The 15,134-nt window shown below is 38.7% G+C and carries 18 protein-coding genes and 1 pseudogene; 18 read left to right on the top strand and 1 reads right to left on the bottom strand.

Annotated elements, in window-relative coordinates; genetic code table 11:
- Positions 1 to 19 precede the first annotated feature (19 nt).
- From M1L66_RS30735 to M1L66_RS30670, 14 genes and pseudogenes are all read left to right on the top strand, one after another.
- Positions 20 to 316 (top strand): hypothetical protein, encoded by a 297-nt coding sequence (locus M1L66_RS30735; RefSeq protein WP_032544559.1) that lies wholly within the window; start codon positions 20 to 22, stop codon positions 314 to 316.
- Positions 235 to 738 (top strand): antirestriction protein ArdA, encoded by a 504-nt coding sequence (locus M1L66_RS30730; RefSeq protein ID WP_434689442.1) that lies wholly within the window; start codon positions 235 to 237, stop codon positions 736 to 738. Before M1L66_RS30735 ends, M1L66_RS30730 begins: the two co-directional genes overlap by 82 nt.
- A gap of 17 nt (positions 739 to 755) precedes the next feature.
- The gene (locus tag M1L66_RS30725; RefSeq protein WP_434689440.1) at positions 756 to 1,259 is read left to right on the top strand and encodes an antirestriction protein ArdA; all 504 of its coding nucleotides are present in this window, start codon (positions 756 to 758) and stop codon (positions 1,257 to 1,259) included.
- 117 nt (positions 1,260 to 1,376) lie between these two features.
- Complete coding sequence (locus tag M1L66_RS30720; protein ID WP_434689438.1) at positions 1,377 to 1,775, top strand: conjugal transfer protein; 399 nt, start codon at positions 1,377 to 1,379, stop codon at positions 1,773 to 1,775.
- Positions 1,753 to 4,203 (top strand): ATP-binding protein, encoded by a 2,451-nt coding sequence (locus M1L66_RS30715; protein WP_434689436.1) that lies wholly within the window; start codon positions 1,753 to 1,755, stop codon positions 4,201 to 4,203. The genes M1L66_RS30720 and M1L66_RS30715 overlap by 23 nt, the downstream gene beginning before the upstream one ends.
- Positions 4,203 to 6,413, top strand: coding sequence for a CD3337/EF1877 family mobilome membrane protein (locus tag M1L66_RS30710; RefSeq protein ID WP_434689434.1), 2,211 nt, complete (start codon positions 4,203 to 4,205; stop codon positions 6,411 to 6,413). The genes M1L66_RS30715 and M1L66_RS30710 overlap by 1 nt, the downstream gene beginning before the upstream one ends.
- Positions 6,410 to 7,417, top strand: a complete 1,008-nt coding sequence (locus tag M1L66_RS30705) for a lysozyme family protein (RefSeq protein ID WP_434689432.1) — start codon at positions 6,410 to 6,412, stop codon at positions 7,415 to 7,417. The genes M1L66_RS30710 and M1L66_RS30705 overlap by 4 nt, the downstream gene beginning before the upstream one ends.
- 15 nt (positions 7,418 to 7,432) lie before the next feature.
- On the top strand, positions 7,433 to 8,344 hold the full coding sequence (locus M1L66_RS30700) for a conjugal transfer protein (protein ID WP_434689430.1): 912 nt from the start codon (positions 7,433 to 7,435) through the stop codon (positions 8,342 to 8,344).
- A 141-nt stretch (positions 8,345 to 8,485) separates the two neighbouring features.
- A complete protein-coding gene (locus tag M1L66_RS30695) occupies positions 8,486 to 8,722 on the top strand; it encodes an AbrB/MazE/SpoVT family DNA-binding domain-containing protein (RefSeq protein ID WP_434689428.1) in 237 nt (78 codons plus the stop codon).
- Positions 8,709 to 9,329 (top strand): DUF998 domain-containing protein, encoded by a 621-nt coding sequence (locus M1L66_RS30690; protein WP_222846649.1) that lies wholly within the window; start codon positions 8,709 to 8,711, stop codon positions 9,327 to 9,329. Before M1L66_RS30695 ends, M1L66_RS30690 begins: the two co-directional genes overlap by 14 nt.
- A gap of 19 nt (positions 9,330 to 9,348) precedes the next feature.
- Complete coding sequence (locus tag M1L66_RS30685; RefSeq protein ID WP_074048956.1) at positions 9,349 to 9,585, top strand: hypothetical protein; 237 nt, start codon at positions 9,349 to 9,351, stop codon at positions 9,583 to 9,585.
- The gene (locus M1L66_RS30680; protein ID WP_434689425.1) at positions 9,582 to 10,496 is read left to right on the top strand and encodes a helix-turn-helix transcriptional regulator; all 915 of its coding nucleotides are present in this window, start codon (positions 9,582 to 9,584) and stop codon (positions 10,494 to 10,496) included. Before M1L66_RS30685 ends, M1L66_RS30680 begins: the two co-directional genes overlap by 4 nt.
- 70 nt (positions 10,497 to 10,566) lie before the next feature.
- Positions 10,567 to 11,181 carry a DJ-1/PfpI family protein gene (locus tag M1L66_RS30675; protein WP_021404742.1) on the top strand — a complete coding sequence of 205 codons (615 nt, stop codon included), beginning with the start codon at positions 10,567 to 10,569 and terminating at the stop codon, positions 11,179 to 11,181.
- A 16-nt stretch (positions 11,182 to 11,197) separates the two neighbouring features.
- Positions 11,198 to 11,382, top strand: a pseudogene (locus M1L66_RS30670) (cysteine-rich KTR domain-containing protein).
- A 223-nt stretch (positions 11,383 to 11,605) separates the two neighbouring features.
- On the opposite strand, the gene M1L66_RS30665 reads toward M1L66_RS30670, so the two are convergent.
- Positions 11,606 to 11,857 (bottom strand): helix-turn-helix transcriptional regulator, encoded by a 252-nt coding sequence (locus M1L66_RS30665; RefSeq protein ID WP_021404760.1) that lies wholly within the window; start codon positions 11,855 to 11,857, stop codon positions 11,606 to 11,608.
- A gap of 267 nt (positions 11,858 to 12,124) precedes the next feature.
- On the opposite strand from M1L66_RS30665, the gene M1L66_RS30660 reads away from it, so the two are divergent.
- From M1L66_RS30660 to M1L66_RS30645, 4 genes are read left to right on the top strand one after another with little or no spacing between them, the layout of a single operon-like run.
- Positions 12,125 to 12,826, top strand: a complete 702-nt coding sequence (locus M1L66_RS30660; protein WP_022617696.1) for a lantibiotic protection ABC transporter ATP-binding protein — start codon at positions 12,125 to 12,127, stop codon at positions 12,824 to 12,826.
- A 1-nt stretch (position 12,827) separates the two neighbouring features.
- Entirely contained in the window at positions 12,828 to 13,571 is a 744-nt protein-coding gene (locus tag M1L66_RS30655) for a lantibiotic immunity ABC transporter MutE/EpiE family permease subunit (RefSeq protein WP_077718111.1), read from the top strand.
- Positions 13,571 to 14,314 carry a lantibiotic immunity ABC transporter MutG family permease subunit gene (locus M1L66_RS30650; protein ID WP_074048952.1) on the top strand — a complete coding sequence of 248 codons (744 nt, stop codon included), beginning with the start codon at positions 13,571 to 13,573 and terminating at the stop codon, positions 14,312 to 14,314. The genes M1L66_RS30655 and M1L66_RS30650 overlap by 1 nt, the downstream gene beginning before the upstream one ends.
- Positions 14,307 to 15,116, top strand: coding sequence for a NisI/SpaI family lantibiotic immunity lipoprotein (locus M1L66_RS30645; protein WP_021404755.1), 810 nt, complete (start codon positions 14,307 to 14,309; stop codon positions 15,114 to 15,116). Before M1L66_RS30650 ends, M1L66_RS30645 begins: the two co-directional genes overlap by 8 nt.
- Positions 15,117 to 15,134 lie beyond the last annotated feature (18 nt).

Raw genomic sequence — 15,134 nt, 5'->3', positions numbered from 1 at the left:
ATCAGATTGGAGTGATGAAATGAGCGATATTTTTAAGGATATGCAGGCAAACGTCGGCTGTGATTATATTTCTAACCTGCCCTCTTACAAGCGTAAAGTGTGGCATGAAATGAAGCGATTACCGCTTACGAATTATGATATAAAACAGTTAGAAGATTTTTCAAAGTATGTGTTTGGTATGTCGTACCAGAGCTTAAAAGATGTGATGAAACAACAGAAAGGACGTGAGGAACAATGCAGGAAACAAGGGTGCTGGTGGAAACGAGAGGAACAACTGGCAAAGAAACAACATCATACTGGTTCGACCTGCCGATAGATGTTGCCGAGTTTGAAGAAAAGTTAGGTGTCGGTGCAGAAAGTCAAGATTACCGCATTATCGAAAAGGTGTTGCCTTATGCTGATGAAGTCCACGAACAAACAAGCGTGTACCAGCTCAACGAATTAGATTATATGTACCGCCAGCTTTCAAGCGATATGCAGGAAGAATATATTGCACTTCTTACCGTGTTTGAGAATTTAGAAGCACTTTATATTTGCAGGAACGTGATTACCGTTTATCCCGACTGCAAAAGCATGATAGATGTTGCAAGGCAAAAGCTGATGAACGACCCGACATTCAAGCATTTATCCGAGGACTGTCAAGCATACTATTTTGATTTTGAAGCCTATGCTTCTCACTTGCAGGAACACGGGAAATTCTTAGTCACAGAACATGGTATCATTGAACTGCCACAGTAGGAAATGAGGTGGTGCTTATGATTGATGATATGGCGGTTTATATTGCTAATCTTGGCAAATACAATGAGGGCTATTTAGTGGGGGCTTGGTTCACTTTCCCTATTGACGAGGAAGATGTAAAAGAAAAAATCGGCTTGAATGAGCGGTATGAGGAATACGCAATCCATGATACCGACAACTTCCCCATTGCGATTGGCGAGTATGTTTCCATTGATGAACTCAATGAGATGTATGAAATGATAGAGGAACTTCCCGACTATATCGTAGATTGTCTGGACGAATTTATCAGCCACTATGGGACGCTGGAAGAAGTCGTGGAACACAAGGACGATATTTATTATTATCCCGACTGTGAAACCATGACAGACGTTGCCTACTACTACATAGACGAATTGCAGGCACTTGGCGATATTCCACCCAGCTTACAGAACTACATTGACTATGAAGCCTACGGGCGAGATTTGGATATGGGCGGTTGCTTCATTGAAACAAGTCGAGGTATGTGCGAGATACCATATTAACGCTGGAAGATCAGCAACAAGCATGGTTGCTACTGACAGCGTATTTCTCTTTTAAGGGAGGGTCTGAAATGGCTGTCCTTTTCTTTTTGAAGAACTTACGAAAGGAGCTGAAAGAACTTGAAAAAGATTAAATCTTATACGGGTATCTGGAACGTGGAAAAAGTCTTGTATGCAATCAATGACTTTAACTTACCCTTTCCCGTTACTTTTACACAGATTACATGGTTTGTGATTACGGAATTTATCATCATTCTGTTTGGGGATATTCCCCCATTTTCCATGATTGAGGGAGCATTTCTCAAATACTTCGGTATTCCCGTAGCTCTCACTTGGTTTATGTCGCAGAAAACCTTTGACGGAAAGAAGCCGTACAGCTTTTTGAAATCACAGATAACCTATGCCCTGCGACCTAAAATCACTTATGCAGGAAAAGCCGTAAAACTGCATAAGCAGATATTGAATGAAACAATCACGGCAGTAAGGAGTGTGAACTATGTTCCCGATAAAATATATTGACAACAACATTGTCTGGAACAAGGACAATGAGGTGTTCGCTTACTATGAGCTGATACCCTACAACTATTCTTTTCTATCCGCAGAGCAGAAATTTATCGTGCATGACAGTTTTCGACAGCTAATCGCACAGTCCCGTGAGGGAAAAATTCATGCGTTGCAGATTGCCACAGAAAGCTCAATTAGAAGTATGCAGGAGCAGTCAAAGAAGCTGGTAACGGGAAAATTAAAGGAAGTTGCTTACCAGAAGATAGACGAGCAGACCGAAGCGTTAGTATCTATGATTGGGGACAATCAAGTGGACTACCGCTTTTTTCTTGGCTTTAAGCTCATGGTTACGGAAGAACAGCTCAATCTGAAGAACATCAAAAAATCGGCATGGCTGACGTTCAAGGAATTTCTCCATGAAGTGAACCACACACTGATGAATGACTTTGTTTCCATGCCGAATGATGAAATCAACCGTTATATGAAAATGGAAAAGCTATTGGAAAATAAAATCTCCCGTCGCTTTAAGGTGCGTCGCTTGGAAATCCATGATTTTGGGTATCTCATGGAACATCTTTACGGCAGGGACGGTGTCGCTTATGAAGATTATGAGTACCAGCTACCAAAGAAGAACTACAAAAAAGAAACGCTGATAAAATACTACGACCTTATCCGTCCGACAAGGTGTGTGATTGAGGAAAGCCAGCGGTATTTACGCTTGGAACATGAGGACAAGGAAAGCTATGTGTCCTATTTTACCGTCAATGCGATTGTCGGGGAGCTTGATTTTCCGTCAAGTGAAATCTTCTATTTCCAGCAACAACAATTCATATTCCCCGTTGATACTTCTATGAATGTAGAAATCGTGGAGAACAGAAAGGCTCTTACCACAGTACGAAACAAGAAAAAAGAATTGAAAGATTTGGATAATCACGCCTATCAAGCAGGAAATGAAACCAGCTCAAATGTGGTAGACGCTTTAGACAGCGTGGACGAGCTGGAAACTGATTTAGACCAGACAAAAGAAAGTATGTATAAGCTCTCTTATGTGGTGCGTGTCTGTGCTGATGATTTGGACGAACTGAAACGCCGTTGTGATGAAGTCAAAGATTTTTATGACGATTTGAATGTGAAGTTAGTGCGTCCTGCTGGGGATATGCTGGGGCTTCATTCTGAATTTTTACCTGCAAGCAAGCGATATATCAATGACTATGTGCAGTATGTAAAATCAGACTTCTTGGCAGGACTTGGCTTCGGGGCAACCCAGCAGTTAGGGGAAAACACGGGTATCTACATGGGGTATTCCGTTGATACGGGAAGAAATGTGTACCTGCAACCGTCTTTAGCTTCGCAGGGCGTAAAAGGAACAGTTACAAATGCCCTTGCTTCTGCTTTTGTCGGTTCGCTTGGCGGTGGAAAGTCATTCTGCAACAATCTACTTGTATATTATGCGGTGCTGTTTGGCGGTCAAGCACTTCTGTTAGACCCTAAAAGTGAGCGTGGAAACTGGAAAGAAACACTTCCAGAAATCGCCCATGAAATCAATATCGTAAACCTAACAAGCGATAAAGATAATGCAGGACTTCTTGACCCGTTTGTGATTATGAAGAATGTAAAAGACGCTGAAAGTCTGGCAATCGACATCTTGACATTCCTTACGGGTATTTCCTCTAGGGACGGCGAAAAATTCCCCGTACTTCGTAAGGCGGTTCGTTCCGTTACCCAGAGTGAAAATAGAGGACTGTTACACGTTATTGAGGAATTGCGAAAGGAAGATACTGCTATCTCACGCAATATCGCAGACCATATCGACAGCTTCACGGACTACGACTTTGCACACCTGCTGTTTTCAGACGGTACGGTGGAAAATGCTATCAGCCTTGATAACCAGCTCAATATCATTCAAGTAGCGGACTTAGTATTGCCAGATAAAGATACCACCTTTGAGGAATACACGACCATTGAATTGTTGTCGGTGTCTATGCTGATTGTCATTAGTACCTTTGCCCTTGATTTTATTCATTCGGACAGAAGCATTTTTAAGATTGTAGATTTGGACGAGGCGTGGGCGTTCTTAAATGTGGCACAAGGAGAAACCTTATCAAATAAGCTGGTTCGTGCTGGACGAGCTATGCAGGCAGGCGTTTATTTCGTTACACAATCATCTGGCGACGTATCAAAAGAAAGTCTGAAAAACAATATCGGCTTGAAGTTTGCATTTCGTAGTACCGACATCAACGAGATAAAGCAGACTTTAGAATTTTTCGGTATCGACAAGGACGACGAGAACAACCAGAAACGGCTTCGTGATTTGGAGAACGGACAATGCTTATTGCAGGACTTATACGGGCGTGTCGGGGTGGTACAGATACACCCAGTCTTTGAAGAACTGTTACACGCCTTTGATACCAGACCGCCCGTACAAAGAAATGAGGTGGAGTGATGAAAGAAAGGCTAAAGGGGCTTCTGACAAAACGGAAGCTCTTTCATTTTGTCAAAGTGGCTGTGCTGGCAATCTTTATCAGCATAGTGTTTCTCTCTCTGCTTGGGACGGTGGCTCATGCGACGGGGCTTGTGGACGACACTGTCAATACAGAAAATCTGTACTCAAAATATCCGCTTTCCAATTACCAGCTTGATTTCTATGTGGATAATAGCTGGGGCTGGCTACCGTGGAACTGGCTGGACGGGATTGGAAAATCGGTGCAGTACGGGCTTTACTGTATTACCAACTTTGTCTGGACGATAAGCCTTTATTTGAGCAATGCAACGGGCTATGTGGTGCAGGAAGCCTATAAACTGGACTTCATCAACGATATGGCAGACAGTATCGGACAGAGCATACAGACCCTTGCAGGCGTTACCGAGAACGGCTTTTCTTCCACGGGCTTTTATGTCGGTTTCCTGCTTCTCATTATCTTAGTAGTGGGAATGTATGTTGCCTATACGGGACTGATAAAACGGGAAACCAGCAAGGCACTTCACGCTGTTATTAACTTTGTTGTGGTATTTGTGCTGTCGGCTTCCTTTATTGCCTATGCTCCCGACTACATCAAAAAAATAAATGAATTTTCAAGTGATATTAGTACCGCTTCTTTGGATTTGGGAACAAAAATCATGCTCCCCAACTCTGACAGCGAGGGCAAGGACAGCGTGGACTTAATAAGGGACAGCCTATTTTCTATTCAAGTGGAACAGCCGTGGCTACTTCTGCAATTCGGGAACAGCAACGCAGAGGAAATCGGGACAGACCGTGTAGAAGCTCTTGTATCGGCAAGCCCAGAGGACGAGGACGGGAAAACCAGAGAGGAAGTCGTGAAAACAGAAATCGAGGATAACGACAACAACAATTTAACGATACCGCAGGTAGTAAACCGTTTAGGTATGGTGTTCTTCCTGCTGTTCTTCAACTTAGGTATCACGATATTTGTATTCTTGCTTACGGGCATGATGTTATTTAGCCAGATACTTTTTATTATCTTCGCTATGTTCCTGCCTATTAGTTTCTTGCTCTCTATGATACCGAGCTATGAAAGCATGGCAAAGCAGGCAATCGTAAGGGTATTTAATACCATAATGACACGGGCAGGAATAACGCTCATTGTAACGGTGGCGTTCAGCATTTCCAGTATGTTTTATAACATCTCCACAGATTATCCGTTCTTTATGGTGACGTTCTTGCAGATAGTATGTTTCGCTGGTATCTACATGAAGCTGGGCGACTTAATGAGTATGTTCTCTTTGAACGCTAATGACAGTCAAAGCATGGGACGAAGAATTTTCCGCAGACCGTATCTGTTCATGCGACGTAGGGCTAGACGTATGGAACACCGTATTGCAAGGGCTGTAAGTGCTGGCGGTATTTCGGGCGGTGTGGCTGGTGCGGTGGCTGGAAGTGCCGTTTCTGGCAAACGGGCTGAAAGAAAAAATACTGCTTCTAAAGAAAATCGGGGCAATACCATTTCCAGCATGGGACAGCGTGCAGGCTCAAAAGTAGGTGCTGTCTTAGATACGAAAAATAAAGTGAAAGACAAGGCAAATGGTGTCAAAGAGAATATCAAAGATATGCCGACACAGACCGCTTATGCGGTGTATTCCGCAAAGGAAAAGGCAAAGTCCAGCGTGTCCGACTTCAAGCGTGGTATGGTGCAGGAGCAACAGTCCAGACAGACGGGACGATTGGAAAAGCAGGTACAGCATAGACAGAATATTGCTGACAAGCGTATGGAGCTTCAAAAAGTACAAGAAGCAAGGCAGACACAGCGAAAGGCTGACGGATCAGCGACAACGGGAGCTATCCGTCATCATGAGCGACCAGCCACAGCTTCGACCATTCCAAAGCCGAGTGCGGAGAAAATGCAGGAAATCAAACGCCCTGCCACAGCGACCACTTCAAAAGCAAGTGAGCCAGTCAAAGCAAATGTTATCAAAGAGCGTCCGTTATCTTCTGGTACTTTTAATAAGAAAGCAACCCAGCCTACACAGACAGTACATAGGCAGAATGTAGAAAAAGTGGTATCGCAGGAAACACACCAGAATTACACCAAAGACCGCAGGACAAAGGTTCAGCAGACGCAGAGCGTCCAGAAGAACCAACAGACCACAGAGAAAAACCGTAACCTTGTAACGAAGAAAGGACAGAAGAAAAAATGAAACTGAAACATATCGCTCTTATCGGCAGTCTGTTTCCTGTCCTCTTTTCCATAGTTCTTTTCTTTGGGGTACTGATTAGTGCGGACAGCGACGACGAGAACAGCAACTTTTCTTCTGGCATTACGGGTATGAACTTATCCGCAGAAGTTTTGAAACATCAGCCTATGGTGGAAAAATACGCCAGAGAAAACGGTATCTCCGAGTATGTCAATGTGCTACTTGCTATCATTCAAGTAGAAAGTGGCGGTACGGCAGAAGATGTTATGCAAAGTTCGGAAAGTTTGGGACTACCGCCCAACTCTTTAGATACGGAAAGCTCAATCAAGCAGGGGTGTAAGTATTTTGCGTCCCTGCTTTCTTCCTGCAAAAATCAAGGTATCGACGATTTGAATGTAGCGATACAGTCCTATAACTATGGCGGTGGTTATGTGGGATATGTGGCAGGAAAAGGAAAGAAACATACATACAATCTTGCAGAGAGCTTCGCCCGTGAGAAATCGGGCGGAAAGAAAGTAACCTACACCAACCCGATAGCCGTTGCGAAGAACGGGGGCTGGCGGTATCAGTATGGCAATCAATTTTACGTCGAATTAGTCAATCAGTATTTAACTGTTCCGCAGGTATCGGGAGAGCTGGCACAAAAGGTAATGAATGAAGCATTGAAGTATCAAGGCTGGAAATATGTGTATGGCGGTTCTTCTCCTACGACTTCCTTTGACTGTTCGGGACTAACGCAATGGTGCTATGGAAAAGCTGGTATTGCCCTGCCGAGAACGGCACAAGCACAGTATGACGCAACCCAACATCTGCCACTTTCGCAGGCAAAGGCTGGGGACTTGGTATTCTTCCATTCCACTTATAACGCTGGAAGTTATGTAACACACGTCGGTATCTATGTAGGAAATAATCAGATGTACCATGCAGGCGACCCGATAGGATATGCAGACCTAAGTAGTAGTTACTGGCAACAGCACTTAATCGGTGCAGGACGAGTAAAACAATAGAAAGGACTTGAAAATATGTTTAAGAAGAATAAGAAACAGACAGAAACTATCAAAGAACCAAAAGAAAAAAAGGTGCGTACCGTCAAGGTAGGCACACATCAGAAAACCGTGATTGCGTTGTGGGTGGTGCTTATCGCAAGCGTGAGCTTTGGGGTGTATAAGAATTTTACGGCTATCGACCAGCACACCACCCATGAAAAAGAAATCATAGAGCTTCGCTTGCAGGACACCAACGGGATAGAAAATTTCGTGAAGAACTTTGCGAAGTCCTATTACACATGGAATAACAGCAAAGAAGCGATTGAAGCAAGGACGCAGGCAATCAGCGGTTATCTGACAAAGGAATTGCAGGACTTGAATGTGGATACCATTAGAACCGATATACCGACCAGCTCCACGGTTACAGATGTGATTGTATGGCATATCGAGCAATCGAGAACGGACACCTTTTCTGCTACCTACGAAGTAGATCAGCAGATAAAAGACGGAGAACAGACAAACAATGTGAAAGCAACCTATACGGTAAAAGTCCATGTGGACGCTGACGGGGATATGGTAATCGTTCAGAACCCTACCCTTGCACCAGCAATCGAAAAATCAGACTATGAGCCAAAGACACCAGAAACAGACGCAAGTGTAGACGCTGATACTGTCAATGACGCTACCGCATTTCTGGAAACATTCTTTAAGCTGTACCCGACAGCGACAGAAAAAGAGCTTGCCTACTATGTATCGGGAAATGTGCTTGAGCCTATCGGCAGGGACTACTTTTATTCTGAATTGGTAAACCCTATCTTTACAAAGGACGGGGACAATGTAAAAGTCAAGGTTGCCGTGAAGTTCCTTGATAATCAGACAAAAGCGACGCAGGTATCGCAGTATGAACTTGTGCTACATAAGGATAATAACTGGAAGATTGTAGGATAAGCAAATATGGCGTGCATTTCTATAAGAGATTTGCACGCTACCCATGTTATAAGGAATTGACAATTCTTATTTTTCGCATTATACTATTTATGTAAATATGAAAAATATGATTCGTAAATAAATATGATAAGAAGGAGAAAAATGATGAAAAAAGGACAACATATTTTTGGAACGGCAAAAGTTGGAGAACGGGGACAAATAGTTATCCCAAAAGAAGCCCGTGAAATTTTTGATATTAACGCTGGCGATACACTTTTAGTTCTTGGCGACGAAGAACAAGGAATAGCGATTGTCAAGGCGGATGTGATGAAAGAACTGGCAGTAAAAATTTTAAAAGGGCTTGGTAGTTTGAGTGGTGGGTTTAATGATGAAAAATAGCATTTCTCTATTCTTACCATTAGCCTTATTGCTGGATTTAACTATCCCTTTTTTCCTCGCTCCGTTTTATAAAGGTTATAGTCATTCTATGCAGGTAATGAGCGTGCTTGGAAATAACAAATCTCCACTACATTTTATATACAACTTATGGCTAGTTTTATGCGGTATCATTCTTTTAATGAGCGGTTTTAAGGTTTATGAAATTGTTTCGCAGAAATCAAAAAACATAGCTGTTATTTTGTTTATAGTCATATTGATATATGCGATAGGTGGCTGTATTCTCTCAGGGATTTTTTCGGTAGGAGAAACAAAATCTCTCAATACTATCCCTGAAAAAATACATGGTTACGGGGCGGTTCTTGGATTTATATGTTTAACTTTTGCTCCGCTTTTGATTAGCTTATATTGGTTTCGGATTGAGGAAATACCACTTGCACTATTTTCAATGATTTGTTTTCTTCTAGCATTTATCTTTTTTACGATTTTTGTTATGGCAGATAAACCAAACTACAAAGATACAATCATAGCTTTTGAGGGCTTATGGCAACGATTATCACTACTGTTTATGTATTTACCTTTGGGGTGTTTAATATTACTGGAAAAATAAATTATTAGGAGTGAACTCTATGATAGGACTAAAAAAACGAGATATTAAAAAAGCCTTGAAAGCTGGTGCAAAAGCTGGCGGTATGTCATTGGCTGATGTTCGGGCGGATATTGAAGCGACAATTGATGAAGCTATGAACAGCACCGACCCAGAGGTGCAGGCAAATTTCAAAAAATATTTTGGAAATAAACGCCCTGCACCAGAAGAATATATTTATATAATTACAAAGAAAACAGTTAAAGGGCTGAAAGTATGAAAATAGAACGTCTGATAGGAATAATCTTTTATTTAATAAATAGAGAGTGTGTAACAACAAATGAATTAGCACAAAAGTTTGAAGTATCTCGCAGAACGATTTTACGAGATATTGATACACTAACTCTTGCTGGTATACCGATTTATTCTGAGTTAGGTGTAAATGGTGGCTATATAATAAATAAAGATTTTGAGGTTGATGAAAAAATTATTGACAGCAACAATAAAGAATATATTTTGCTTGCTTTAAATAGTCTAAGAACTGTTTACGGAAATAAAAAGATCATTGAAACTTACGAAAAAATGAAACATCTTTATAATGATGTCAATATTAATGCACTTCCAGATGTTGATTTCTCTGTTGTAACTGAAAGTCCACAAATTATGAGGTGCGTAGACTTAATCAATAAAGCAACAAAAGAACAGCGAACTATAAAATTTATATATACTAATTCAGCAGGACATACAAAAAAAGTTTTTCTAAACCCATTACATACATATTATAGGTGGTACTCCTGGTATGTTTTTGGATATGACACCTCTAAAAATGATTATCGCATGTTCAAAGTGGTAAGAATGAAAAATATTTCTTTAACAAAAGAACTTTTTCAAACCAAAGATAATATAGCTGACCTTTTATCTGATTTTGAAAAAAGACGCAACCAGACAAATATTACGGTTACTCTATCTTATAAACAAGAAATAGACACCTTAGTTAATGAATACTTTAAAGGAAAAATTGTTGAAACTGTCAATGACTGTTTTATAAGAGAAATTGAGATTAAAGAAAATGATTTTATGACATTCTCAATCCTTTTAGGACTTTGCGATAAAGTAAAAATATTATCCCCTCAAAAATACAAAGAAAAGGTATTAACTCATATCAGAAAAATAAAGAAAAATTTCACTTAATAGTGACATACATTTGTCACTATTCCTGCTATATAATTTTCTTATATCGAAAATATGAGGAGATGTGAAAATGAAAAAAGTATATGTATATTTATTAGACGACATGGCAGAATGCGAAATTGGTTATATTTTACAAGCATTCAGTATGGAAAAATTATTAAAAAATGGAACTAAAGAATTTGAAGTAAAGACAGTTGGTTTTAATAAAGAACCCGTCTTAACTTTAGGAGGATTAACAATTGTTCCAGATTATAGTATATCAGAAGTTGACTTCAATGCTAGTACAGCTCTGCTTTTACCGGGTTCTTCCACTTGGGGAAGTAAAGAAAATCAAGAAATATTGGAAAAAGCACAAGAATGTTTAAACAAAAATATTTTAGTAGGTGCTATTTGTGGGGCAACACTCGCACTTGCTGATTATGGTATATTAGATAAATTTAAACACACAAGTAATTCTCTAGAATATCTAAATTTCTTTTCAAGAAACTATGCAGGACAGAGCTTGTACGTTTGTTCTAATTCCGTTTTAGACAGAAATTTAGTAACAGCAAATTCAGCAGGTTCATTAGAATGGACGAAAAATATTCTAAATTACCTTAATGTGTATTCTGACAATAAAATTACTGCTTTTTACAATTATTACTCGACAGGAAACGCAAAATACTATGATGAACTTTTAAAATAAAGGTGGTGTTTCTGTAATGAAACAATCATGGGTATTATGCCCATCTGCAATAACAAGACACGAACAAAAATACGGGTAGATACGGAACTGATAAGTTTCCCTTTGTTCTGCCCAAAGTGCAAGCATGAAACTTTAATCAATATAAAGCATGGAAATGTAACGACTATTAAAGAGCCAGACGCTAAGACGCAGAGCCGATAATTTATAGGTTATTGTAACTTATAGATTGTTGGCTCTTATTTGTTACCTGCGGAGCGGATCAGCAAATAAGTTTTGGAAAACATTTATAAAAGAAAAGAAGAAACATGAAAATATTAGTAAGTGCCTGCCTTTTACAATATAAATATACTAAAAAAATCGTAAAAAGATCCTCAATAATTCATATATTTTTACTAATGAAAGATCAATATGACATACCAAAGCGTTATTTGCTTCTATTCAAAAGAGTGTCAATTTCTTCTTCTGATAATTTTTGTTTGAAATTAAACACATTATCTACAGCTGTTCCTAAAAGTCTTGCCAAAGGGCTTAGTAATGAAATATCAGGATATGTATTGTTTGTTTCCCATTTTGACACCGAAGAAGTAGTTATTCCAAGAGCATTTGCAACTTGTTCTTGTGTTAGACCTTTTATTTTTCTTAGTTTCTGAATAATATCACCGATAAATAATTTCATTTTGTGACATCTCCTTTACTTAATGAAAATATTATCAGATAAAAACTTTTTTTAACAATGCAGGTATCGCAGTATGAACTTGTGTTACATAAGGATAGTAACTGGAAGATTGTAGGATAAATCAAAAAATGCCGTAGCTTTATTTTGCATTTATTGCAAGTTACACGCTACGGCTAGATTAAAATATAATATTTTGAAATCTTCATAAAATCTTTAATTTTGCTTTTTATACTTTAACTAAAAAATAAGGAAAGGGTATGAACAATTATGAAAGCAATTTTAAAAACAAATAACCTATGTAAAGATTTCAAAAAGCAAAAGGCAGTGAATAATGTATCTATAACTGTCCGTGAAAATTCAATATATGGGCTACTCGGTCCAAATGGTGCTGGAAAATCTACCACTTTGAAAATGATTACGGGTATGCTCCGTCCTACTAGCGGTAAAGTTCTTTTTAATGGACATGAATGGAACAGAAAAGATTTAGAACAGATAGGAGCTTTGATTGAAACTCCTCCACTTTATGAAAATCTTTCCGCAGTAGAAAATTTAGAAGTCCGTGCAAAATTACTAAATATTCCTAAAACCCGAATAGATAAAGTTTTAAAAATGGTAGATTTGCAAAATACAGGAAGGAAAAAAGCTGGACAATTTTCAATGGGAATGAAACAACGTTTGGGAATAGCTATCGCTTTGTTGAATAGTCCCAAATTGTTGATTTTAGATGAGCCGACAAATGGATTAGACCCTATCGGCATACAAGAATTACGTTCTCTTATTCGTTCTTTTCCCTCTAAAGGGATTACTGTTATTCTATCCAGTCATATTCTATCAGAGGTTCAGCTTATCGCTGATGATATTGGTATCATTTCAAATGGTATTTTAGGATATGAAGGACAGATGAATAAAGATGAAAATTTAGAAAATCTGTTTGTAGAAGTTGTAAGGAAATCACAGGAGGAACGATAAAATGAAAAATTATATATCTTCTGAATATTTAAAACATAAAAATACATTCGCAAAAAAATTAGTATGGTTAGCTCCTATACTAACTTTATGTCTGAATGTACTTACTCCTATGTGGTATCAACAAAATTCGTATAACTGGTGGTATGTATTCTTATATCCTGGTTGTTTAACGCTATTATCTATTTTGATAATTCAAAGAGATAACGGCAAATTAAAATTTAGAGCAATTTTGTCATTGCCTGTTGACTTAAAAAAAGTATGGTATGCAAAAATAATCACTTGTATAATATACATTGTACTTGCAAATACAATTTTGATGTTATGCAATGTTGCAGGTGGTTTTATCATTCAACACATTTTTGATATACCTATGACAATTAGCCCAATGCAGGCATTGTTCGGAACACTTTGCATTATTCTGGCAAGTATATGGAATATTCCATTATGCTTGTGGTTTACAAAAAAAGTGGGTGTATTTGCCACTCTCATATTAAATGTCGGAATGAGCTTTATGTTGGGAACATTAGGGGCAAATACAAGTTTTTGGTTCATATGTCCTTATAGCTGGGTTACTCGCCTTATGGTTCCCACATTAGGAATATTACCGAATGGAGAATCAGTAACAGGAAGTGCTTTATCAACTCCTTTACCGTTGGTTATTATGACAATCTGCTTGTCATTGCTTTTACTATATACAATTTCAAAGTCAACGGCAAAATCTTTTATAAAGCAGGAGGTTCTTTAATGTTTAGTATTATCAGATGTTTTCAAGCAGAATGGCTTAAAAGCAGACATACACCATTACTTTTAGTCCATGTGCTTTTTCCGTTAATAGGAGCTGGTGTTTTTGCAGGATATTTTCATATATCCGGTTGGAGTGAGATGACAAATGTAACGACCTTTTTAGAGGTGTTAGCAATTATTTTTCCATTTGTTATTGGTATCGTTGTAGGTATGATAGTCGAACTAGAAAATGGAGCAGGTCATTTTCAGTTAATCTTAGGTACGATCCGTTCACGTATAGCGGTATATATCGGAAAATTAGTATATCTTATCGTTTTAGCAACCTTTGCAACAATACTTTGTATTTTCTTGTTTGCCGTACTCTATCCAGTTATGCCATTTTCGTTTTATATAAAACCTCTTATTATGTTGATATTGTCTGTAATACCACTTTATCTTATTTCCATACCTGTTGGTTTCAGTTTAGGCAAAAGTGTATCTATGGGCATAGGTATTGTAGGAAGTTTATTATCTGCATTGCTAGTTACAGGACTTGGAGATTTTATCTGGAAATTCCTGCCGTGGGGCTGGGGTGTACGATTTATGGATTATTGTGTTTTAAGATATGTTAATGAGGGGCAGTTTCATTCTAACTTACCCGAATTTCAACTAGGTTTTATACTCATGCTGGTTTTTACAGTAGTGCTGTTTATCATAAGCTTAGTGTGGTTTCAGAGATGGGAAGGAGCAAAAGAAAATGAGTAAAAAAATGATGATATTGCTGTTTGCTGTTATTATATGTTTATCTCTTGCAGGCTGTTCTTTACAGGACAAAATCGGGGACTATTCCAGAGAGCAATGCTATCTGAATAAGGAAAATGTGACGCAATTTTCCTATAAGGGAAATGACTACACGATTTTAGCGGATACTGTCTCTAATAGTGGACTCGGGGAATGGATTGGGTATATCCGACAACTTGCGGCTGTAGACGAATCAGGAAAAATATTACTTCAAGAAAATCTCAAAACTGCTACCTTTCAGACGTTGGCAGATTTAGCAGATTTAGTGGATAAAGCCCCTAATGACGCCTATATTATTCCATTCTTAAATGTGTATGCAGCTCCTAACGCTGACGACTATCTGATTGTAGATATAAATGGAGGGTATCACAAAGCTGTTATAGATGAAAATATCAAAGGCACAGATACAGTTTTTGACTTTAAGGATATAGAGCAATCTATGAGTGGCAAGTTTGAAATCAATCCTCAAAATGCAACGCAGCTTCTTTGTGATGGGACGGTTTATCAAGTAACTTCTGATACTGTATCAAATAATGAATTGGGAAGTTACATTGGTATTCTTGCGGAAAATGTCATATTTAATGCAGAAACAAAAATTCCTTTGTCAAAGGAGGAACTAAGAAAAATTGACTGGTATGGGGAAAACGCCGGACAACATCGGGAACAATGGATTTACAAAGATATTTATGAAATTCATGGTACAGAAAAGACCGAAGCCGTTGCAGTACAGATAAATGACCGCTACTATATTGCAAAGCGTCAATGACCGATTTTTGTTTTTCTG

This window comes from Hungatella sp. SB206 (assembly GCF_051132295.1).
Classification (GTDB): Bacteria; Bacillota; Clostridia; order Lachnospirales; family Lachnospiraceae; genus Hungatella; species Hungatella effluvii.
Note: the sequence above shows the minus strand (reverse complement) of the source record. Positions and strands in the feature narration are given on the sequence as shown.

Bases quoted from the DNA above. Each gene is read 5' to 3' on its own strand.
- M1L66_RS30735 (WP_032544559.1), top strand. From the start codon at position 20: ATGAGCGATATTTTTAAGGATATGCAGGCAAACGTCGGCTGTGATTAT.
- M1L66_RS30730 (WP_434689442.1), top strand. From the start codon at position 235: ATGCAGGAAACAAGGGTGCTGGTGGAAACGAGAGGAACAACTGGCAAA.
- M1L66_RS30725 (WP_434689440.1), top strand. From the start codon at position 756: ATGATTGATGATATGGCGGTTTATATTGCTAATCTTGGCAAATACAAT.
- M1L66_RS30715 (WP_434689436.1), top strand. From the start codon at position 1,753: ATGTTCCCGATAAAATATATTGACAACAACATTGTCTGGAACAAGGAC.
- M1L66_RS30710 (WP_434689434.1), top strand. From the start codon at position 4,203: ATGAAAGAAAGGCTAAAGGGGCTTCTGACAAAACGGAAGCTCTTTCAT.
- M1L66_RS30705 (WP_434689432.1), top strand. From the start codon at position 6,410: ATGAAACTGAAACATATCGCTCTTATCGGCAGTCTGTTTCCTGTCCTC.
- M1L66_RS30700 (WP_434689430.1), top strand. From the start codon at position 7,433: ATGTTTAAGAAGAATAAGAAACAGACAGAAACTATCAAAGAACCAAAA.
- M1L66_RS30695 (WP_434689428.1), top strand. From the start codon at position 8,486: ATGATGAAAAAAGGACAACATATTTTTGGAACGGCAAAAGTTGGAGAA.
- M1L66_RS30690 (WP_222846649.1), top strand. From the start codon at position 8,709: ATGATGAAAAATAGCATTTCTCTATTCTTACCATTAGCCTTATTGCTG.
- M1L66_RS30685 (WP_074048956.1), top strand. From the start codon at position 9,349: ATGATAGGACTAAAAAAACGAGATATTAAAAAAGCCTTGAAAGCTGGT.
- M1L66_RS30680 (WP_434689425.1), top strand. From the start codon at position 9,582: ATGAAAATAGAACGTCTGATAGGAATAATCTTTTATTTAATAAATAGA.
- M1L66_RS30675 (WP_021404742.1), top strand. From the start codon at position 10,567: ATGAAAAAAGTATATGTATATTTATTAGACGACATGGCAGAATGCGAA.
- M1L66_RS30665 (WP_021404760.1), bottom strand. From the start codon at position 11,857: ATGAAATTATTTATCGGTGATATTATTCAGAAACTAAGAAAAATAAAA.
- M1L66_RS30660 (WP_022617696.1), top strand. From the start codon at position 12,125: ATGAAAGCAATTTTAAAAACAAATAACCTATGTAAAGATTTCAAAAAG.
- M1L66_RS30655 (WP_077718111.1), top strand. From the start codon at position 12,828: ATGAAAAATTATATATCTTCTGAATATTTAAAACATAAAAATACATTC.
- M1L66_RS30650 (WP_074048952.1), top strand. From the start codon at position 13,571: ATGTTTAGTATTATCAGATGTTTTCAAGCAGAATGGCTTAAAAGCAGA.
- M1L66_RS30645 (WP_021404755.1), top strand. From the start codon at position 14,307: ATGAGTAAAAAAATGATGATATTGCTGTTTGCTGTTATTATATGTTTA.